Genomic DNA, 14,920 nt, shown 5'->3' on the forward strand with positions numbered 1-14,920 from the left:
CTACCCCCGCGCCTCGAGCATCTCGTCGAGCGTGCGCCAGGCGAGCTCGGCGCACTTCACGCGCGCCGGCATGTGCGCGATGTCGCGCAGAAGCACGCCGTCCTCCAGCGCCTCGAGCGCGGTCTCGTCGGTCTCCTCGCCGCGCACCATGCGCATGAACAGGGCGCAGAGCTCGCGCGCCTCCTCGGGCGTCTTGTCGATCATGAGGTCGCTCATGATGTCGGCGCTCGCCTGCGAGATGGCGCAGCCGTGTCCGGTGAACGCCGCCTCCTCGATGGTGCCGTCGTCGGCGAAGCGCACCGAGAACGTGAGCTCGTCGCCGCAGGAGGGGTTCACGCCCTCGTGGCTGCAGTCGGCGTCCTCCATCTGGTACTTGTAGTCGGGGTGCGAGACGTGGTCCATGAAGGCCGCGTTGTAGAGGTCAGTCACTGCCATGGAAGATCCCCCAGACCTGGCTCAGGCCGTCGACGAGGCGGTCCACGTCGGCGGCGTCGTTGTAGAACGCGAGGCTCGCGCGGCAGCACGCGAGGTTCTCCACGCCGAGCCACGCGAGCAGCGGCTGCGCGCAGTGGTGGCCTGCGCGGATGCACACGCCGGAGGCGTCGAGGATGCTCGCCACGTCGTGCGGGTGGACGCCGCGCACGTTGAAGCTGATGACGCCGTGGTGACGGGCGGGGTCGGCGCTGCCGATAAGATCGACGAAGTCCAGATCCGCCAGGCGCTCGAACGCATAGGCCACGAGTGCCGCCTCGCGCTCGGCCACGGCGTCCATGCCCACGGTCTCGGTGAGGTAGGCGAGCGCGGCGCCGGTGGCGTAGATGCCGGCGGCGTCCTGCGTGCCGGCCTCGAACTTCTCGGGCACGGGCGCCCACGTGGCGTCCTGCTCGCGCACGGAGTCGATCATCTCGCCGCCGGTGAGCATCGGCGGCATCTGGTCGAGAAGGTCGTGGCGCCCCCAGAGCACGCCCACGCCCATCGGGCCGAGCGCCTTGTGGCCGGAGAACGCGAGGAAGTCCGCACCCAGCTCGTCCACGTTGACGCGCAGATGGGGCACGGACTGCGCGGCGTCCACGACCATGATGGCGCCCACGGCGTGCGCGGCGTCCGCCAGCTTGCGAACGGGCAGCTCGCAGCCCATGACGTTGGAGACGTGCGCGCAGGAGACGATCTTGGTGCGCGGCCCGATCTTCTCGGCGATCTCTGCGTCCGTGAGCGTGCCGTCGGACTCGGGGTAGAGGTAGACGAGACGCGCGCCGGCGGCGCGGCAGGCCTCCTGCCAGGGAATCAGGTTGGAGTGGTGCTCCATGATCGTGATGGCCACCTCGTCGCCGGGGCCCAGGACGCAGGGCGAGAAGGACTTGGCCACGAGGTTCAGGCTCTCGCTCGTGTTGCGCGTGAAGACCACGTCGCGCGCATCGGGCGCGCCGATGAGGGCGGCGACCTGCGCGCGGACGTCAGCGATGGCCGCGGTGGCCGCCACGGAGAGGCTGTAGAGGCCGCGCAGCGGGTTGGCGTTCATGGTCTCGTAGAAGCGGCGCTGGGCGTCGAGCGCGCAGGCGGGGCGCTGCGCGGTGGCCGCGCTGTCGAGAAACGCGATCTCGGGGTGGGCGGCCAGCAGCGGGAAGTCCGCGCGATACGGGTTCTGACGGATGTCCATCGCCTACGCCTCCTCGTCGAGCAGGGTGCCGGCGCCCGCCTCCACGACGGCGCGGGCCTCGTCGCAAGGGGCGTGCATGAGGGCGTCCTCATAGAGGGCGCGCACGAAGAGTCGCTCGGCGTCTGCGCGGGAGAGGCCGCGGTCGGCGAGGTAGGCCAGCTGCTCGGGGCTCACGGAGCCGATTGTGGCGCCATGGTTGCCGGCCACGTCGTCCTCGTCGCAGAGGATCGTGGGCAGCGTCTTGTTGACCACGTCATCGCCCAGCACGAGCACGGTCTCTGCCTCGTTGCCCTGCGCGCCCTTGGCGCCGTGGATAAGGTCGATCGTGGTGCGCAGGCCCTTGCGCGCGGCGTCCTCGAGCACGCCGTTGTAGGAGAGCTCGGAGCGCGTGTTGCGGCCGTGCTGGCGCACGATCTCGTTGATGTCCAGGACCTCCGTGCCGCCGGCGTGGTAGCGGCAGCCCAGATCCACACGGGCGTGGTCGCCGGCGAGGTCGCAGGCAAAGCCCAGCGCGACGGTGCCGCCGCCGAGCAGGTACTGGTGCACGTCTACGCGGGCGTCATGCGCCGCGGAGATTCCCACGCTCTCGAGGTGCTGCTGGCCCGCGCCCACGCCCACGTACTCGTGCAGGTGCACGCGCGCGCCGGCCTCGGCGATCACGCGCACGAGGGACGCGGACGTGCCGGCCTCGCCGTCCTTCTCGCCTGCGCCCGCGGCCACGACGACGGTGACCTCGGCGCCGGCGCGGACCATCACGCCGGTGTCGGTGACGTCGCCCGAGCCCACGGCAACCACGATCGGCTCCTCGCGCTTCTCGCCGCGCGGGACCTCCACGTAGCGCGCGTCCTTCGCCTGGGACTCCACCCAGTCGGTGACCTCGCGACCCATCCCGCACTCCACGCCCTCGAAGAGGCGCGGCAGCGAGAAGTACACGTCGCCCTTGCGGCCGCGCGCGGGCACCGTGAGCGTGATGTCGTTCGTGCGCAGGCGGTTCCACGTCTGTGCGGGGGCAACGTTGACGCGCTCGAGGGTGAGCTCGGGCGCCAGGTCCTTCTCGGCCATCATCCGATCGCCCCTTCCATCTCGAGCTTGATGAGGTTGTTCATCTCCACGGCGTACTCCATCGGGAGCTCCTTGGAGACGGGGTTGGCAAAGCCATTGACCACGAGCGTGCGCGCCTCGGCCTCGGAGCAGCCGCGGCTCATGAGGTAGAGCACCGTGTCGTCCGAGATGCGGCCGATCGTGGCCTCGTGACCTACCTGCGCGGTGGCGTTGCGCACGTCCATCGCGGGGATCGTGTCGGAGCGGGAGATGTCGTCGAGCATGAGGCTCTGGCAGCTCACGCTGCAGCGTGCGCGGTCCGCGTGCCGGCCGATCACCACGGAGCTGCGGAACGTGTTCACGCCGCCGTCCTTGGAGATGGACTTCGTGCTCACGGACGCCGTGGTGTCCGCGCCGTTCATGATCACCTTGCAGCCGGTGTCCAGGTCCTGAGTGGCGCCGGCGAACGTGATGCCGGTGAACTCGCAGGTGCCGCGGTCGCCCGCCATGATCGTGGTGGGGTAGAGGTAGCTCACGTGGCTGCCAAAGCTGCCGGAGACCCACTCCATCTTGGCGTCGGCACCGATGGTGGCGCGCTTGGTGTTGAGGTTATACATGTTCTTGGACCAGTTCTCGATCGTGGAGTAGCGCAGGCGCGCGCCGTCCTTCACGAAGAGCTCCACAGCACCGGCGTGGAGGTTGGCCTCGTAGTACTTGGGTGCGGAGCAGCCCTCGATGAAGTGCAGGTCGGCGCCCGGCTCCACGATGATGAGCGTGTGCTCAAACTGGCCCGCGCCGGCGGCGTTGAGGCGGAAGTAGCTCTGCAGCGGGTAGGGCAGCGTCACGCCGGCGGGCACGTAGACGAAGGAGCCGCCGCTCCATACGGCGTAGTGCAGCGCCGCGAACTTGTGGTCGGTGGGCGGAATCAGCGTGCCAAAGTACTCGTGCACCACCGGCTCCCACTGGGGGTCGTGGAGGGCGTCCTCGATCGTGGTGTAGATGACGCCCTGCTCGGCCACCTCCTCGCGCATGTTGTGGTAGACGATCTCCGAGTCGTACTGGGCGCCCACGCCGGCGAGGCTCTCGCGCTCGGCCTCGGGGATGCCCAGGCGCTCGAAGGTGTCCTTGATGTCTGCGGGCACGTCGTCCCAGCTCTTGGCCTGCTTGGTCTTGGGCGAGACGTACGTGGAGATGTGGTCCAGGTCCAGGCCTTCGATGCTCGGGCCCCAGTTGGGCGCCATCTCGCGCGCGTGGTAGAGGTCGAGTGCGCGCAGGCGCATCTCGAGCATCCACTCCGGCTCGTCCTTCTTGGCGGAGATCGCGCGGACGATCTCGGGCGTCAGGCCGTCGTCGTAGCGCTCGTAGCCCTCCTCCGACTTGGTGAAGTCGTAGAGGGAGCGATCGACGTCGGCGACCTGCGTGCGCTTGCGCTCGTCGCTCACTCGGCATCACCGACCATGGGACAGCCGCCGCAGTCCTCGCACTTCTCGAAGCGCTCGAAGCCGTTCCTGTCGATGTCGGCGATGAGCTCCGCCGGGCCCTCGGCCACCATGCGGCCGTGGACCATGACGTGGGTGCGGTCGACCTCGAGGCGCTCGAGGATGCGCGTGTTGTGCGTGATCACGATCAGCGCGCCGCCCACCTGCTCGCGATAGGCCTGGATGCCACGGGAGACGATGCCCAGGGCGTCCACGTCCAGGCCCGAGTCGGTCTCGTCGAGGATGGCCAGCTTGGGCTGGAGCAGAAGGAGCTGCAGCATCTCGATCTTCTTCTTCTCGCCGCCGGAGAAGCCCACGTTGAGCTCGCGCATGAGGAAGCCCTGGTCGAGCTCCAGCTGGTCGGCGATGGCGCCCACGCGCTCGCGGAACTTGCGCGCGGTGGTCTTGAGTTCCGGGCGCATCTGGCAGATCGAGCGCAGGAAGCTGTAGAGCGGCACGCCGGGCACCTCGACGGGCGCCTGGTAGGAGAGGAAGATGCCGGCGAGCGAGCGCTTGTCGGCCGAGAGCTCGGTGACGTCGGCGCCGTCGAACTCGATGCTGCCGGAGGTCACGCGGTAGGCGGGGTCGCCCATGATGACGTGGCCGAGCGTGGACTTGCCGGCGCCGTTGGGGCCCATGAGGACGTGGCACTCGCCGGCGCCCACGGCCAGGTCGACGCCGTGCAGGATGGGCTTGTCCTCGGTTCCCGCCGAGAGGTTGCTCACGGTGAGCAGCTGGGTGGCCATGGTGGTCTGCCTTTCTCCTCGCGGGCCCGCGGGCGCCGCGTCTTTTTTGCCTAATTCATAGTAATGAGTGGGGAATTAAAGGCAAGGCCTCAGCCGAGAAAAACGTGGCTTCGCAACAATTCCTACTAGCTTGGGGGCATTTCAGGCGGGCCGGAGTGCACGCCCCTTTGCGGACGCGTTACGGCTGCGGGGCGTCTCACGGCCGAGAAGTACCATGTGCGCGGGCGCTCGACGCAAGGGAGGTGGTTCTCGGGATGGACGCGTGGAAGCGGCTCGGCGGCTTCATCGGGAGCCACATGGCGTTCGTCTCGCCTGTATGCGTGGCGCTTGGCGTGCTGTTTCCGCAGGTCGACGTCATCCTCCACCCGTTCGTGACGCCCTTCTTCGCGTTCATGACGTTCCAGAGCGCGCTCTCCAACACCTTTGGCAACCTCGCGCGGACGGCGCGCCACCCGGCGCCGATGCTCGTCTCTCTGGTGCTGGCCACGGTCGCCATGCCCGTCGTGGCGTGCGCGCTCGCAACGGCGCTCTTTGGCTCCGACCCCAACCTCGTGTGCGGCATCGTGCTCGAGTACTGCGTGCCCGTGGCGGTGGTCGCCGCCATGTGGACCAACATGCTCGGCGGCGACCCGGCGCTCTCGCTCGCCACGATCCTCGTCTCCACGGTTGCCGCGCCCGTCACGATCCCGCTCACCCTGCATGTCCTTCTCGGCCAGACGGTCGAGGTCGACGCGGCGCGGATGATGGGGGAGATGGCGGTCTCGATCGCGCTGCCGGCGCTTGTGGGCACGGCGGCGAACGACCTCTCGCGCGGGTGGGCGGCGCGCGAGCTCTCTCCGGTCATCGCCCCGGCTGCCAAGATCGCGCTCGTGCTGGTGATCCTGAGCAACTCCACCGGCGTGGCGCCCTACGTGCGCCACCTCACGCCGACGCTCGTCGCGGTGGCGGTCTTCATCGCCGCGTTCGCGTCGTGCGGCTACGCGCTCGGGCTTCTCGCCGCGCGGGCGCTGCGCTGCCCGGACGACCAGACGGCCTCGATGACCTTCCTCGTGGGGATGCGCAACATCTCGGCCGGCGCCGTGATCGCGGGGGAGTACTTCCCCGGCGAAGTGATGTTCCCCGTGGTCATAGGGACGCTCTTCCAGCAGGTGCTCGCCTCGCTCTTTGGCAGCCTGCTGCGGCGGCTGCGGCGCGCCGGGCGCGCGGGGGACGGGCACGGGGCCTAGTGGTGGCGGTACATCCGCGGGCGCGGCTTGCCGTCGTCGAGGATGACCGCGAGCCCGGCGATGACGACCAGCGCGATGAAGATGAGCTTCTTCATGGTGACCTCCCTCGTGGTTGCTGGGTCAATCCTCGCAGGGGCGCGCCCGCAGAGCCATCGACGCGGCTTACTGCCGGCTTTCACTTTCGTAAGGTTGAGGCGCGGCGGGTGCGGGATTCGTTGCCTCACCCCCTCCTCATCGCTCATCGAGTGTACGAGTTAGCCGATTTTCTCGTGAATATATGAGCATATGGACATGTATTATCTGCTGAAACATACGTACCGATGACGATTTTTGCTCGTGGTTGGCGGGTAACTCGTACACTCGGCGAAAGCGTGGGGCAAGGCGGCGGGTGAGAAGGGCCACGGGGCGAGAAGGGCCGCGACGCCCTGTTTCGGAGGGGATACGGCCGACCCGCCGCGCGGGTGCTCCGTCCGCGCCCTGTCGTAGAATGGTGCGCAGTCAAGATAGGAGGACCCATGCCCCTTACCAGAGAAGACGTCGCGGGCATCGCGGACTACGCGCGCATCGCGCTCACGCCCGAGGAGCTCGACGAGATGACCGCGTACATGAACAGCGCGATCGACCTGCTGGAGCCCATCCGCCAGTACGACCTCGAGGGCGTCGAGCCAACGTTCCACCCCATCGGCGACCTCTCCAACGTGATGGCCGACGACGTGCCGGACACCGAGGTGCGCCACCTGAGCGTGGACGTGGCGCTCAGGAACGCCGGCGCATCCCGCGACCGCAGCTTCCGCGTGCCGTCCATCCTCGGCGACCAGGGGGGTGACCGCTGATGGCAAACTTCGACCAGCTCTCCGCGCGTGAGATCGCGGCGGGCGTCGCAAACGGCGACTTCACCGCGACCGAGGTGGCCCGGGCGGCGCTTGACGCCGTGGAGGCCCGCGACGGCGAGGTCAAGGCGTTCCTGCAGGTCTCCGCAGACCTCGCGCTCGCGGCCGCCGAGGCGACCGACAAGGCCCGCGCGGCGGGCGAGAAGCTCGGTCCGCTCGCCGGCGTTCCCGTGGCCTTCAAGGACAACATGCACCTCGTGGGCACCCGCACCACCTGCGCCTCGCGCATGCTCGAGAACTACGAGTCCACGTTCACGGCCACCTGCGTCCAGCGCATGCTCGACGCCGGCGCCACGCCCGTGGGCAAGACCAACATGGACGAGTTCGCCTTCGGCAGCTCCACCGAGTCCTCGGCCTTCCACCCCACGGCCAACCCGTGGGACACGGGGCGCGTCCCGGGCGGCTCCTCGGGCGGCTCGGCTGCGGCCGTCGCCGCCGGCGAGGTCACGGTCTCCCTGGGCTCCGACACCGGCGGCTCCATCCGCCAGCCGGCTTCGCTCTGCGGCGTCGTGGGCATGAAGCCCACCTACGGCGCGGTCAGCCGCTACGGCGTGGTGGCCTTTGGCTCCTCGCTTGACCAGGTCGGCCCCTTCGGCCGCAGCGTCGAGGACGTTGCCCTGGCCATGAACGCGCTCACTGCCGGCGGGCGCGACCCGTGGGACTCCACGAGCCAGCCGGTCGACGTTGATTTTCTCGCCCACCTGAACGACCCCATCGAGGGTCGTCGTGTGGGCGTGGTGCCCGCCCTCATGGAGGCCGCCGGCCTCACCGAAGAGGTCCGCGACGCCGTGAACGCCGCCGGCCGCGCGCTGCAGGACCAGGGCGCCGAGCTCGTGGAGGTGGACCTCCCCAACATCGCCTCCGCCATCGCGGCCTACTACGTGATCGCGCCGTGCGAGGCCTTCTCCAACCTCGCGCGCTTTGACGGCGTGCGCTACGGCTACCAGGAGCAGGGCTGCGCCACGCTGGCCGAGCAGACCTCGCTCTCCCGCGCGCACGGCTTTGGCGAGGAGGCCAAGCGCCGCCAGATGCTGGGCGCCTACCTCCTCTCCAGCGGCACCTACGACACGTACTACTACCCGGCGCAGCAGGTCCGCACCCTCATCACGGCCGACTACGCCCGCGCCTACGAGCAGTGCGACGTCATCCTCATGCCGGCTGCGCCGCGCACGGCGTTCAAGTTTGGCGAGATGAGCGACCCCACGCAGATGTATGCGTCGGATCTGTTCACGATCTCCAACAACATCGTCGGCAACGGTGGCGTCTCCGTGCCGCTGGGCCTGGGCGCCACCTCCGGCCTGCCCGTCTCTGCGCAGCTCCAGGGCCCGGCCTTCGCCGACGCCACGCTGCTCACGTTTGCGCGTGCGATCGAGCGGTCCAACTCGGCCGACGGTGGCTCCGGGGCCCCCGTAGCGCCCTCGTTTGCCGGGAAGGGGGGTGAGCTCGCATGAAGAAGCTCGCCGAGGTCCTGAGAGACTGGGAGGCCGTGATCGGCCTCGAGGTTCACACCGAGCTCACCACGCTCGAGACCAAGATGTTCTGCAACTGCCGCCTCTCCCACGACGACGAGCCCAACACCAACGTCTGCCCCGTCTGCCTGGGCATGCCGGGTGCGCTGCCCGTGCCCAACGAGAAGGCCATCGAGTCGATCGTCATGGCGGGTCTGGCCACCAACTGTGAGATCATGCGCCACTCCATGTTCTACCGGAAGCACTACTTCTACCCGGACATGGCCAAGAACTTCCAGACCACGCAGGGTCCCGTGGCGTTTTGCATGCACGGCCACCTGGACCTGGAGGTCTCCGGCGCCGGCGCCAAGGAGCGCCCGGATGACACGGTCGAGAAGGACGCCGACGGCGGCTACGTTGCGCCCATCCGCATCCTGCGCATCCACATGGAGGAGGACGCCGCCAAGATGGTGCACGTGGGCGGCGAGGAGGGCCGCATCACTGCGGCCACCGAGTCCCTCATCGACTACAACCGCTGCGGCACGCCGCTGATCGAGCTCGTCACCGAGCCCGACCTGCGCACGCCCGAGGAGGCCCGCCTCTTCATGGAGAAGCTGCGCCAGACGTTCCTCACGCTCGGCATCTCCGACTGCTCGCTCGAGAGCGGCTCGATGCGCTGCGACGGCAACATCTCGCTGCGCCGCCGCGGCACCACGGAGTTTGGCACCAAGACCGAGATGAAGAACATCAACTCGTTCAAGAGCCTGCACGACGCGCTCGAGTACGAGATCTGCCGCCAGGCCGAGGTACTCGAGGAGGGCGGTATCGTCTACCAGGAGACGCGCCACTGGGAGCCCTCGCGGCGCCGCACCGTGGTCATGCGCGTCAAGGAGACCGCGGACGACTACCGCCTCTTCCCGGACCCGGACCTCGCGCCCTTCGACCTCACGGACGAGTTCATCGACCGCTGCCGCGCGCGCATCCCGGAGCTGCCGGACGCCAAGCGCGACCGCTACATGTCCGACTTTGGCCTCAAGCGCGCCGACGCCGCCCAGCTCGCGGGCGACCCGGCGGTCGCGGCCTTCTTCGAGGAGACGCTTTCTGTGGCGGGCGAGAAGGACGTGGAGACCGTGGCCAAAGTCATGGTGAACCTCGTCCCCAGCTACGACGCCCTCACGCCGGCGCAGGTCGCGAGCCTCTCGGCGCTTCTCGCCGAGGACGCGATCACGTTCGCCCAGGCGCGCGAGGTGCTCGACGCGGTCAATGGCACCAGCGAGGACCCGGCCGCCTACGTGGACGCCCACGGCATGCGCCAGTCCACCGACGAGGGCGCGCTCGGCGCCATCGTGGACGAGGTGCTCGCGCGCTGCACCGACCAGGTCCAGCAGTACCGCGACGGCAACAAGAAGGTGCTCGGGTTCCTCGTTGGGCAGTGCATGAAGGCGGCCAAGGGCTCCGGCAACCCCAAGGCCTTCAACAAGATGCTGGCGGAGCGGCTCGAGTCGTAGGGGCCCGGGACAGGCGGGGCGACCCCGCCCCTTCGTACGCGGGACTGCGCTGCGCGGAAGGTCCCGCTTAACAAAGGGGCGGGGTCGCCCCGCCTGTCCGCCCGTACTTCTCGAGAGACGCTCCCACAGTTGGGGTTGGGCTGCTAGACTTCCGGGGCGAGGGAGTTGACGTGCACGGGAGGTGCTGCGGTGGGTGAGAAGGACGGGCAGGTCGCGGAGGGCGTGGAGCCGGTCGCGGAGGAGATGACGCCCGACGAGGCGCGTCGGGCGGAGAAGCTCTCGCGGCAGCGCATGGCCTACAGCTTCCCGCAGTTCTTTGCCCTGCTCAATGCGGGACTCATCCTTACGGCGGTCGCGCTCGTGCTCTTCAAGACGCCCAACCACCTAGCCTTCGGCGGCACCACGGGCTTTGCGATCCTGCTCAACACGGCACTGCCAGTGCTTCCCGTCTCTGCGTACATGTGGATCCTGAACGCCGTGCTCGTCCTTCTCGGCCTGGTATTCCTGGAGCGCAAGGCGGTGCTGTGGAGCGCGTTCGCGTCCTTCGCGCTTTCGGGCTATACGTCGCTCTTTGAGTGGCTGATGCCGGTCACGACCTCCATCACCGGCGACCTCTGGCTTGATGTCTGCTTTGCGGTGCTGCTGCCGGCCGTGGGCTCGGCGCTGGTCTTTGACATCGGCGCGTCCACCGGCGGCACGGACATCCTGGCCATGATTCTGCGCAAGCGCACGGACCTGGAGATCGGCAAGGCGCTCTTTGCCGTGGACGTGGCCGTGGTCGTGGCGGCGATCGGACTCTACGGGCCGCGCGTGGGCCTCTACTGCGTGCTCGCGCTCATCGGCAAGACCTTCGTGGTGGATGGCTTCATCGAGTCGATCCGCCAGCGCAAAGTCTGCCAGGTCATCTGCGACCATCCGCGCGACGTGGAGGAGTTCATCGTCAAGAAGCTGGGCCGCACCGCCACGGTGACCTTTGGCTGGGGCGCGTACTCCGGCAAGCGCCAGACGATTCTCACCAGCGTGCTCTCGCGCCGTGAGGCCATGCGGCTGCGGCTCTTTGTGCGCGCGCAGGACCCGAGCGCCTTCATCACGATCGTGAGCAGCTCCGAGATCATCGGTCGCGGCTTCCGCGGCGTGAACTAGCTGGCGCGGCGTCGGGCGAGAAGCGCCTGCGCGAGCGCGTACCCGCCGGAAAAGCCGCCGATGGCGAGGCCGAGTCCCGGGGTGAGCGTGAGCTCGAGCCCCGCGACCCCGCGCCCCACGGCCCACGGATTGCCCTGCGCGACCGAGCGGACCACCAGGTAGAGCTGCCAGTTCATGACCGAGCAGAGGATGAGGACCGCGATGACGTCGGCCGCCACGAGCGCGCCCGCCACCGCGAGCTGCCAGGTGCGGCCCGTGTCCCGGAGGCCGAGCGCCGCGAGGGTGATGGCGGTCACGCACACGGCCACGTGCCCGATGCTGAGCGCCCACAGCAGGGCGGCGAGGCTCCCGCCGGAGGCGCTCTGCAGGAAGGCGACGACCTGCGCGACGCGCTCCCCGACGAGCGGCATGCTTTGCAGCGGCTCCGAGACGGTGAGCAGCGTGTCCGCCAGCCTGCCCACCGAGAGCGGCATGGTCGCGAGCGGGAGCTCCACGCCCACGACGGCCACGGTCCCAAAGAGCGCCAGCGCTCCGGCGACGATGCCCAGCACGCCCGACAGGGTCCTCGCGTTGCGCATCCCCATCATCTCCCGTCGTTCTTCTCGCCCAAAGGGGTGTCCCGACTCCCTTCCAACCTAGGTCCAAGGGGCGGGCGCGGTGGCGAGAATGACGGTGAACTTACATCTCGCACACATTCGTGGGGCTCTGCGGTGTCCTCGTAATGTGGCCACAAAAGGGTATACTGTAGCTACAGTGAGGGAGGGTGACATGACGGAGCTTTCTGCGGTGGGCGTCCGTGAGGCGAAGAACCGATTCAGCGAGCTGACCGCGCAGGTCAACGAGCTGGGGTCAACGCTCGTGGTGCTCAAGAACAACAGGCCGTGGGTCACCATCCACCCGGCCGATCCCGAGGCGGCCAGCCGCCGCGCGCGTCTCGAGCGCTTTCATGCGCTCACTGCCTCCATCGAGCGGGATGTCTCGCGTGAGCCGGATTGGGAGGCGGACAAGAGCGACCGCGAGCTGCTCGACGAGGAGAGGGTGAGGCGCTTTGGCTAGGGTCGTGCTCGACACCAACATCATCCTCGACTACCTCAGCGCGACGCGCGAGAGGCACCACGATGCCGTCGACCTGCTTGAGGCGCTGCTCTCCTCGGAGGACAGGACGCCCGTGATCCTTGCGGCCGGCATCAAGGACGCCTATTACATCCTGTGTCGCCACTATCACGACGAGGCGCTCGTGCGGGCGCGACTGGACGACTTCCGGGCGCTGATGGAGGTGGCGGAGCTTACGGGTCCCGTCCTGGACGCGGCCTTCGCGTCGGACGAGCCGGATCTCGAGGACGGCATCGTCCGTGCGACGGCGGAGCTTCTGGGCGCCGAGGCGATCGTCACGCGCGACGCGTCGGCCTATCGTGGGTCGCACGTCCCCGGCATGGATGCCCGCACGTACTGCGCCGCGCTCGAGTAGCGCCCCGAAAGCGCTCCGGAAGCGCCTGCCTACGCGTCCTTCTCGCCCGAGCGCGCCTCGTCGAGGTAGTTGTACAGAGTGTACTTGGAGATCCCGAAGTACTTGCAGACCTTGGGGCCGCTCTTGGTGATGAGGAACGCGCCGGTGTCGTTGAGGTAGCGGATCGCGCGGACCTTCTCCTCCTTGGTCATGAGCGCCACGGGCGTGCCCACGAGCTGGACGCTCTGCTCGATGAGGTCGTCCAGCAGGTCCGCCACGCTGCGCACGATCGGCTCCGGCTCGCGCGGGGCGTCCGGCTCGGTGCCCACGAGCCCGCCGATCACGTCGGCGGCGGCGCGCAGGACCGTGATGTCGTAGTTGACGGCGAAGATGCCCACGGTGCGGCCGGCGTCGTCGCGGATGAAGACCGTCGAGGACTTGAGGATCTTGCCGTCGGCGGTCTTGGTGAGGTAGGCGAGGCGGTCCTCCAGGCGCTCGGTGCCGGCATGCAGCGCCTCCAGCACCACGTGGCTCGGCCCGTCGCCGAGCTTGCGGCCGGTGACGTGGCCGTTCTCAATCGCGACGATCGAGTGGCTGGGGTCGGTCGTCTCGAGGTCGTGGACGACGACCTCGCACCCGCTGCCAAACTGCAGCGCGAGCGCGTGGGCGAGTCGCTTGTAGAAGTCGAGCTGTGTCTCGGTCATGTCGTTCTCCTCGCATTGTGTGAACGAGAGAGATGGTACCCGAAAAGGGAAGCCAGCCAAACTTTTTGTTTGGTCCCGCCCGCGCCCGAGAGGGCCGGTGAGGCCGAGAAGAACGTCCTGACGTCGCGTTATATCAACGCGAGGACAACGAAAACTTTTTGGAGGCTGCCGAGAGCCCGACCGCTCACGCCCCGCAACCTACCGTCTAACAGATTTTCATCGAAGCAGACAATTTGTTAGCACGCCCCGCGCAATACTATCGAAACATAGTCGGAGCATCGTGGAGAGGACGATTATGGCGAAGACGCAAGCGGTGGAGGAGAAGGGGTCCTCCGCGATCCTGTTCCAGCGCGAGGGGATGCCGCCCATCGGCGAGATGCTGCCCTGCGCCCTCCAGCATGTGCTGGCGTCCTTCGCCGGCATCATCACGCCCGCGATCCTCATCGCGGCCACGTTCAACTTCACTGCCCAGGAGAAGACCGACATCATCCAGGTCGCGCTGATCCTCTCCGCCATCGACACGGCGCTGCAGGCCTTCGCGCCGTTCCGTCGCATCGGCGGCAACCTGCCGATCGTCATGGGCGTCTCGTTTGCGTTCCTGCCCGCGCTCCAGGCCATGGGCGCCACGTTCTCCTTTGGCGCCCTGCTCGGCGGCGAGATCGTGGGCGGCATCGCGGCCATCCTCTTTGGCATCTTCTACGGCAAGCTCAAGGCCTTCTTCCCGCCGGTCGTCACCGGCACGGTGATCTTCACGATCGGCGTCTCGCTCTACCCGACGGCCATCAAGTACATGGCCGGCGGCGAGGGCACGCCGCTGTGGGGCACCCCGCAGGCCTGGTGCGTGGCCCTGGTCACGTTTGCCGTGGTCTTTGGCCTCAACAACTTCGCCAAGGGCACCCTCAAGCTCGGCAGCGTCTTCTTTGGCATGATCGCCGGCATCATCGTGTCCGCGCCCTTCGGCATGCTCGACTTCTCCGCCGTGGGCTCCGCCGGCATCTTCGCGTTCCCCAAGATCATGCCGTACGCGATCGAGTTCCACCCCGAGGTCTGCATCACGCTCGCCGTGGTCTACCCGATGGTGGCCATCCAGGTCATCGGCGACGTCTCCGCGGCCTGCCTCGGCGCCATGGACCGCATGCCCGACGAGCGCGAGCTCTCCGGCGCCATCGTCTCCCAGGGCTGCACCTCGCTCGTCTCCGCCTTCATCGGCGGCCTGCCCACCTCCGCGCTTGGCCAGAACGTGGGCATCATCTGCTCCAACAAGGTCGTCAACAAGTGGGTCTTCGTGACCGTGGCGGCGGTCTTTGCCGCGGCTGGCCTGCTGCCTCAGCTCTCCGCGCTGCTCACGGCCATCCCGCAGCCGGTCATCGGCGGTGCCACGGTGGGTGTCTTTGGCACCATCACCATGAACGGCGTCCGCATGTTCACCAAGGACGGCCTCACCCCGCGCGTCACCACGATCGTGGGCACCTCGGTGGTCTTTGGCCTGGGCATCTGGATGGCGTCGGGCTGCCTCGCGGGCGAGGGCATGCCCAGCTGGGTGACCACTGTTATCGGTTCCAACGCCATCACCCCGGCCGCGCTCATGGCCATCATCCTCAACCTGATCCTCCCCAAGCCGGAGGCCTAGCA

15 protein-coding genes are annotated in these 14,920 nt (G+C 68.3%); 8 read left to right on the forward strand and 7 right to left on the reverse strand.

Features of this window, described 5'->3' with window-relative positions:
- Genes sufU through sufC form a run of 5 tightly spaced genes read right to left on the reverse strand, consistent with a single transcriptional unit; the run spans window position 1 to window position 4,922 of the window.
- The gene (gene sufU / locus B5F73_RS02415) at window positions 1–435 is read right to left on the reverse strand and encodes a Fe-S cluster assembly sulfur transfer protein SufU (protein ID WP_087225926.1); all 435 of its coding nucleotides are present in this window, start codon (window positions 433–435) and stop codon (window positions 1–3) included.
- Entirely contained in the window at window positions 422–1,657 is a 1,236-nt protein-coding gene (locus B5F73_RS02420; RefSeq protein ID WP_087225929.1) for a SufS family cysteine desulfurase, read from the reverse strand. Before B5F73_RS02420 ends, sufU begins: the two co-directional genes overlap by 14 nt.
- A 3-nt stretch (window positions 1,658–1,660) precedes the next feature.
- The gene (locus B5F73_RS02425) at window positions 1,661–2,719 is read right to left on the reverse strand and encodes a SufD family Fe-S cluster assembly protein (RefSeq protein ID WP_087226792.1); all 1,059 of its coding nucleotides are present in this window, start codon (window positions 2,717–2,719) and stop codon (window positions 1,661–1,663) included.
- Window positions 2,719–4,140 carry a Fe-S cluster assembly protein SufB gene (gene sufB, locus B5F73_RS02430; RefSeq protein WP_087225932.1) on the reverse strand — a complete coding sequence of 474 codons (1,422 nt, stop codon included), beginning with the start codon at window positions 4,138–4,140 and terminating at the stop codon, window positions 2,719–2,721. The genes B5F73_RS02425 and sufB overlap by 1 nt, the downstream gene beginning before the upstream one ends.
- Window positions 4,137–4,922 carry a Fe-S cluster assembly ATPase SufC gene (gene sufC, locus B5F73_RS02435; protein ID WP_087225935.1) on the reverse strand — a complete coding sequence of 262 codons (786 nt, stop codon included), beginning with the start codon at window positions 4,920–4,922 and terminating at the stop codon, window positions 4,137–4,139. Before sufC ends, sufB begins: the two co-directional genes overlap by 4 nt.
- A 254-nt stretch (window positions 4,923–5,176) precedes the next feature.
- On the opposite strand from sufC, the gene B5F73_RS02440 reads away from it, so the two are divergent.
- The 5 genes from B5F73_RS02440 to B5F73_RS02460 all read left to right on the forward strand — a co-directional run bounded on the left by B5F73_RS02440 (window position 5,177) and on the right by B5F73_RS02460 (window position 11,137).
- Complete coding sequence (locus tag B5F73_RS02440; RefSeq protein WP_087225936.1) at window positions 5,177–6,148, forward strand: bile acid:sodium symporter; 972 nt, start codon at window positions 5,177–5,179, stop codon at window positions 6,146–6,148.
- Between the two features lie 515 nt (window positions 6,149–6,663).
- On the forward strand, window positions 6,664–6,981 hold the full coding sequence (gene gatC, locus B5F73_RS02445; RefSeq protein WP_087225939.1) for an Asp-tRNA(Asn)/Glu-tRNA(Gln) amidotransferase subunit GatC: 318 nt from the start codon (window positions 6,664–6,666) through the stop codon (window positions 6,979–6,981).
- Window positions 6,981–8,489, forward strand: a complete 1,509-nt coding sequence (gene gatA, locus B5F73_RS02450; protein WP_087225942.1) for an Asp-tRNA(Asn)/Glu-tRNA(Gln) amidotransferase subunit GatA — start codon at window positions 6,981–6,983, stop codon at window positions 8,487–8,489. Before gatC ends, gatA begins: the two co-directional genes overlap by 1 nt.
- On the forward strand, window positions 8,486–9,994 hold the full coding sequence (gene gatB, locus B5F73_RS02455; protein WP_087225945.1) for an Asp-tRNA(Asn)/Glu-tRNA(Gln) amidotransferase subunit GatB: 1,509 nt from the start codon (window positions 8,486–8,488) through the stop codon (window positions 9,992–9,994). The genes gatA and gatB overlap by 4 nt, the downstream gene beginning before the upstream one ends.
- Before the next feature lie 189 nt (window positions 9,995–10,183).
- On the forward strand, window positions 10,184–11,137 hold the full coding sequence (locus tag B5F73_RS02460; protein ID WP_239379772.1) for a YitT family protein: 954 nt from the start codon (window positions 10,184–10,186) through the stop codon (window positions 11,135–11,137).
- Here B5F73_RS02460 and B5F73_RS02465 read toward each other — a convergent pair.
- A complete protein-coding gene (locus B5F73_RS02465) occupies window positions 11,134–11,715 on the reverse strand; it encodes a hypothetical protein (RefSeq protein ID WP_239379773.1) in 582 nt (193 codons plus the stop codon). The genes B5F73_RS02460 and B5F73_RS02465 overlap by 4 nt on opposite strands.
- A gap of 190 nt (window positions 11,716–11,905) precedes the next feature.
- On the opposite strand from B5F73_RS02465, the gene B5F73_RS02470 reads away from it, so the two are divergent.
- The gene (locus B5F73_RS02470; protein WP_087225951.1) at window positions 11,906–12,193 is read left to right on the forward strand and encodes a type II toxin-antitoxin system Phd/YefM family antitoxin; all 288 of its coding nucleotides are present in this window, start codon (window positions 11,906–11,908) and stop codon (window positions 12,191–12,193) included.
- Window positions 12,186–12,605: a PIN domain-containing protein gene (locus tag B5F73_RS02475; RefSeq protein ID WP_087225954.1), complete on the forward strand. Its 420-nt coding sequence runs from the start codon at window positions 12,186–12,188 to the stop codon at window positions 12,603–12,605. The genes B5F73_RS02470 and B5F73_RS02475 overlap by 8 nt, the downstream gene beginning before the upstream one ends.
- Window positions 12,606–12,634: 29 nt before the next feature.
- Here B5F73_RS02475 and B5F73_RS02480 read toward each other — a convergent pair whose 3' ends face one another.
- A complete protein-coding gene (locus B5F73_RS02480) occupies window positions 12,635–13,288 on the reverse strand; it encodes a helix-turn-helix transcriptional regulator (protein WP_087225957.1) in 654 nt (217 codons plus the stop codon).
- Window positions 13,289–13,583: 295 nt separating this feature from the next.
- Here B5F73_RS02480 and B5F73_RS02485 point away from each other — a divergent pair, with 295 nt between their 5' ends.
- Complete coding sequence (locus B5F73_RS02485) at window positions 13,584–14,918, forward strand: solute carrier family 23 protein (RefSeq protein ID WP_087225960.1); 1,335 nt, start codon at window positions 13,584–13,586, stop codon at window positions 14,916–14,918.
- Window positions 14,919–14,920 lie beyond the last annotated feature (2 nt).

Origin of the sequence: Olsenella sp. An270 (genome assembly GCF_002159735.1) — a bacterium.
Lineage (GTDB): Bacteria > Actinomycetota > Coriobacteriia > Coriobacteriales > Atopobiaceae > Thermophilibacter.

Excerpts from the sequence above, each read along its gene's own strand:
- B5F73_RS02420 (WP_087225929.1), bottom strand. The coding sequence starts at position 1,657 with ATGGACATCCGTCAGAACCCGTATCGCGCGGACTTCCCGCTGCTGGCC.
- B5F73_RS02440 (WP_087225936.1), top strand. The coding sequence starts at position 5,177 with ATGGACGCGTGGAAGCGGCTCGGCGGCTTCATCGGGAGCCACATGGCG.
- sufU (WP_087225926.1), bottom strand. The coding sequence starts at position 435 with ATGGCAGTGACTGACCTCTACAACGCGGCCTTCATGGACCACGTCTCG.
- B5F73_RS02485 (WP_087225960.1), top strand. The coding sequence starts at position 13,584 with ATGGCGAAGACGCAAGCGGTGGAGGAGAAGGGGTCCTCCGCGATCCTG.
- B5F73_RS02480 (WP_087225957.1), bottom strand. The coding sequence starts at position 13,288 with ATGACCGAGACACAGCTCGACTTCTACAAGCGACTCGCCCACGCGCTC.
- gatA (WP_087225942.1), top strand. The coding sequence starts at position 6,981 with ATGGCAAACTTCGACCAGCTCTCCGCGCGTGAGATCGCGGCGGGCGTC.
- B5F73_RS02425 (WP_087226792.1), bottom strand. The coding sequence starts at position 2,719 with ATGGCCGAGAAGGACCTGGCGCCCGAGCTCACCCTCGAGCGCGTCAAC.
- sufC (WP_087225935.1), bottom strand. The coding sequence starts at position 4,922 with ATGGCCACCCAGCTGCTCACCGTGAGCAACCTCTCGGCGGGAACCGAG.
- B5F73_RS02465 (WP_239379773.1), bottom strand. The coding sequence starts at position 11,715 with ATGCGCAACGCGAGGACCCTGTCGGGCGTGCTGGGCATCGTCGCCGGA.
- B5F73_RS02470 (WP_087225951.1), top strand. The coding sequence starts at position 11,906 with ATGACGGAGCTTTCTGCGGTGGGCGTCCGTGAGGCGAAGAACCGATTC.
- gatC (WP_087225939.1), top strand. The coding sequence starts at position 6,664 with ATGCCCCTTACCAGAGAAGACGTCGCGGGCATCGCGGACTACGCGCGC.
- gatB (WP_087225945.1), top strand. The coding sequence starts at position 8,486 with ATGAAGAAGCTCGCCGAGGTCCTGAGAGACTGGGAGGCCGTGATCGGC.